Below are 4,267 nucleotides of genomic sequence, written 5' to 3' on the forward strand. Positions count from 1 at the left end.
GAAGTAACGCTCATTCAACCGACACTCCCGCTTGCCACATCAAGGCTGGAGATGCGTCACAATCGGATCAAGGGCCTGATTAAGCTGCCTTGGTAACCTGAAGCGTATTGTTTTTCACCAGCATCCGCGCTTCCAGCCGGGCAACATCGATGGCAAATCGGCGTAGGAATGCAATGACGTCTTCGTCTGCACCAAGAGTGCCGTCCTGCATTTCCTGAAGCAGGGTCTCGGTCAACAAGCGCGCTTCGTCAAGGGCAAGGTCATAGGTGAAATCAGCTTTGGCCTGCCGGGCAACATCAATTGCCAGAAGAAAAGCTTGATGCGATTTCAGCGGCAAGCCGGCTTTTCGGAGAATCGCCTGCAAGGCAGAGCGGCGGACAGTGACAAGCAGCTTGCACAGACGCGGCAGCGGCACCTGCCCCAGATTTGCAAGGGCAGCAGCAAAAAACCGCATGCGGCCACAGCAAACCGCCCTGAGCAGCAGTCGCGTCGTCAGTTTGCCATTGATACGAAGGTGCTCAACGAAATCAGGCAGGTCTTCAAGCCCGGCCTCAAGCGCAAGCCTGAGTACGACCTTGTCTTCAGCGTCGCTCAGGAACGTATGCCGCTGGTTTTCCGGAACGCGTTCCAAAACGATCGGGTGATCATCCAGATTTTCCGCGAGCCGCATCAGCAGTTCATATCTGGTGGAGAGCGGCAGATCTCGTGTTCTGAGAAGCTGATCGCACATATCCGGCCGATCTTCAAACCGCTGTGCCAGCCGTAACAAGGAAGATTGCAACACCTGAGCGCTGCTGTTTCGCAACAAAACGCTACAGGCACTCTCACTACCGACTTCGCATATGGCGGCGCACACAGATGCGGAAAGGTTGGCTCGCTCCGCAATCGCTGCTTGGACTGCCTCGTTCCCTTCCGCAAAGAGATCCACCAGTTCGGCATCCGATAGTATCGGAGAAGCTTTCAAGATCGGTATGGCAACTTCATCGACGTCACTGGCAAGGCACCGGACAACATGTCCTGGCGCATTGGGTGCTGCCGCCAGGACATTGGCGATCGCCTTGCGGATTATCCGACTGGGATCATCAAGCAGAATTGTCAAAGCTGCAGCCATACTGGTCCATTCCTGGCTGTCTTGTTCGGCAGCCAAATAGCGCTCCGCGAAGTCCTGCGCGGCCTGGATATCCAAGCTGCGCTCATCTTCCTGTTTCATCTGCAGAATGTCTTTTTCAGTCATGGCGGTAAAACAATCTTCCCAAGTGTCAAATCTGATTCTGACATCAAAGGCTTAACGATCGGTTCACCATAATTTTGACAAGGTCTGCAGATGTTTCAAAACGTCATGCAGGCGGCAGAAGATCCTTCTGTTCTTCTTCGGCCTTCAGGCGCAGGAAGCGGGTCAAATCCAGTGGTCCGCCTTGATCCGCCGAAGCTAGCTCCTGTGCGGCAACCTGGTTTGACGCGCCAGACAAGGCGCTGAAGAGTTCCACTTCTTCCACCGCAGCAAATGCCGCTGCGAAACGAGGATTTACCTCGGCCTGAGCAGATCCGCTGTCATTGCGGAACAAAGCCTCGAACGGGCTTGCCGTATCGCTCGCCTGGAAACCCGACAGGACCTGGTTCATCGCCTCATCAAGTTCAGCACCATTAATCGACGCTTTTTGCGGGTACTGAAACTCCGACCTGTCCCCACTATGATTGCGCTCCGGATTCGGAACGGAAGTCTTTGCGAACTCCACAAAGCTGCCGGTCGCAAGGCTCGCAACGGTATCTGTCGCAATCTGGCCCGGCGAAGGAGGTTTCGACCTCATGGCAAACGCTGCAGCCGGGTCACCGGCCAGGTGGTCGAAATTTTTCTGATCCACGACCGAAAACGTCCCCGCCGGTTTCGCGTTCGGCAGCGTGGCAACCTGGGTCAATTCGCCGGATGCACGGAGATTCTTCTTCCCACTCACTTCAGCGATCATGGTCACCGCATCGTGTTTGGAGACGATTACCTCATAGACTTCCTGCACGGAACGGGCCGTGCCGTTCTGGTGATAAAAGATCGGCTTGTTGGCTTTGGCCTGCGTCGAAAACACCGTATCCGCACGCATGTCGGGATTGACTGAGGTCGCGTCAATCAGCCTGCTCGCACCATTGGCGCCTAAAAAGTGCGCCATATAAAGCTCACCTTCAGAAGGTGCCCGGCCAAGTCTGCCTTCAAGGTAAGTCGCATTCTTTTGCGTCAGTGCACCAGCCATCATCGACGAGACTTCCGGATCCTTGCGCAGCTCGAGAATCGCCTCACGCATTTTGGGATCGCTGACGTAGTACTTTCCGCCTTTGGTTCGCTGGATATGGTCGGAATAGTTCTGCAGTCCGTGTTTCGGACCGGCTTCCTTCATTGTTTCCAGCCAGGTCGATTCTATGAACTGGAACAATCCCGTGGCGCTTGAAGTCTTTGCCTTGGCCGCAGGATTAAGTGACGATTCTCGCGCAGCCGTCTTGACCAGGTAGTCGAACGACGTACCGGTGGAGTTACTCGCAGACTCAAACGCAAGCTCGATCCTAGACGCGATCGAGGGTGTGTCAGCAACATGCATGACCCCGTCTCCTCGATGGAACTAATTATTACTTCGTTAACCTTCGCGCCCCAATGGTTAACAAAACCTTAACCGCACCTAAGCTAAGTGCATTCTGAGGGTCGGATAATAGATTTTGGCGTTTTTCCGGACATTTACGCCGGTAGCCCAGCCAGAATTCGTCGTATATTCACGTTGGCCTGCACTTCACTACCGGTGGATGTACTGAGTCGCGGTAACCAATTTGAAAAGGCACTGACTTGCCAGCGCCTTTTCGGAAACGCGTTTTAGATCCAATGCATCAAGTCTTTGGCCGCGTCATCTCAAAAACCTCGGTGACAGCGGCGTATTCCATGTAACCAAGACGCGAAAGCGGCTTGTAAAGCGTTACATCCACCCGCCCGTCAACGATTATGCTGTCATCAATATGAATTCCGACAACCTGACCGAAGACGACGTAACTGTCGGTATCGTGGCCGTTCAGGTCTTTCATGCGCAACGTCTGCAGATATTTGCATTCCAGCGCGGTGACCGCCTTGGCGACCCTGGGAACCTTGACGAGCCTGGACGGGGCCATTTCAAGACCCGACAATTCGAACTCACATACCTCGCTATCAACAGACGCTGAAGAAACATTCATCTCGTTTCTGAGATCCCAGCTCGCCATGTTGCAAACGAACTCCCCCGTCTGTTCAACATTTGCCGCACTGTCCTTGAAACCGGAGGAAGAGAACATGACAATCGGCGGCTTGTCGCTCACGCTGTTGAAGAAACTGTATGGCGCAAGATTTGTGCGGCCCTCATTGTCAAGCGAGGAGATCCAGCCGATCGGCCTTGGCGAGACGATGGCCTTGAATGGGTTATGCGGCAGGCCATGGTCGTTTTTCTCGGTTTCGTAAAACATCTATTACTCGGTTTCGGTCCAGTTGGAGATCAGGTCGGACAGGTTCGGACGCGGACGCTCGATGGGCGGCTGGCTTGGAGATCCGATATACACGAACCCGGCAAATTGCTCGCCTTCTCCTGCCCCCAGAAAACGGGATGCTTCCTCATCGAAGCTGTACCATTCCGTCAACCATTGGGACACGAACCCAGAAGCCGCAGCCGCGGTCACCAGGTTCATGCAAACGGCTCCTGCCGACAACTGTTGTTCCCACACAGGAATTTTCGGATGTTTCGCAGCTGTACTTACCACCCCGACCACCAAAGGCGACCGTGTGAACCGGGTCAGTTCCTTTTGCCTCTGATCCGCGTCCAGCGGGCCGTTTTTGTTTTCATGGAGTGCGGCGAGTTTTTCACCAATTTTCTGGCCCTGCCCCTTCCGGTAAAGAATGAAGCGCCATGGAGCCAGTTTGCCGTGATCGGGCACACGCGCAGCAATCGTCAGAATATCTGCGATCTGTGCTTCATCCGGCCCTGGTTCGGACATGGTCACACAGGGATGCGAACGTCGGTTCCGAAGAAATTCCAGAGTTTCAGGAGATCCGGAAGAAAAACTGGGCATGGCGGTATCCTGCATCCATAGTCACAATCGCAAGGATCCACGTAATTGATTGATCGTATTTGTCAACTTGTAACGGTCGGGTCTTGAATTTGCCTGATTTTCAGTCCCTTTAGGGGAAAAACCGGGATTGAGTCTCAAAAGACTGGTAAACATTCCAAGTGATAATGATAATGAAGTGGGCATGGTGAACTCGGGTGTTGTT

At 53.9% G+C, this 4,267-nt stretch carries 5 protein-coding genes; all 5 read right to left on the reverse strand.

The genetic code is table 11. The features are described 5' to 3' along the window. Positions 1-79 precede the first annotated feature (79 nt). A complete protein-coding gene (locus K5905_RS28625) occupies positions 80-1,234 on the reverse strand; it encodes a DUF2336 domain-containing protein (RefSeq protein WP_297590788.1) in 1,155 nt (384 codons plus the stop codon). A 103-nt stretch (positions 1,235-1,337) separates the two neighbouring features. After that, positions 1,338-2,582, reverse strand: coding sequence for a transglycosylase SLT domain-containing protein (locus K5905_RS28630; protein WP_297590791.1), 1,245 nt, complete (start codon positions 2,580-2,582; stop codon positions 1,338-1,340). Between the two features lie 280 nt (positions 2,583-2,862). Further along, a complete protein-coding gene (locus K5905_RS28635; protein WP_297590793.1) occupies positions 2,863-3,465 on the reverse strand; it encodes a flavin reductase family protein in 603 nt (200 codons plus the stop codon). A 3-nt stretch (positions 3,466-3,468) separates the two neighbouring features. After that, positions 3,469-4,065 carry a nitroreductase gene (locus tag K5905_RS28640; protein ID WP_297590796.1) on the reverse strand — a complete coding sequence of 199 codons (597 nt, stop codon included), beginning with the start codon at positions 4,063-4,065 and terminating at the stop codon, positions 3,469-3,471. Between the two features lie 21 nt (positions 4,066-4,086). Beyond that, positions 4,087-4,267: hypothetical protein (locus K5905_RS28645; protein WP_297590799.1), on the reverse strand; the 181-nt coding region annotated here is incomplete at its 5' end.

This window comes from Roseibium sp., from assembly GCF_025698965.1.
GTDB lineage: Bacteria > Pseudomonadota > Alphaproteobacteria > Rhizobiales > Stappiaceae > Roseibium.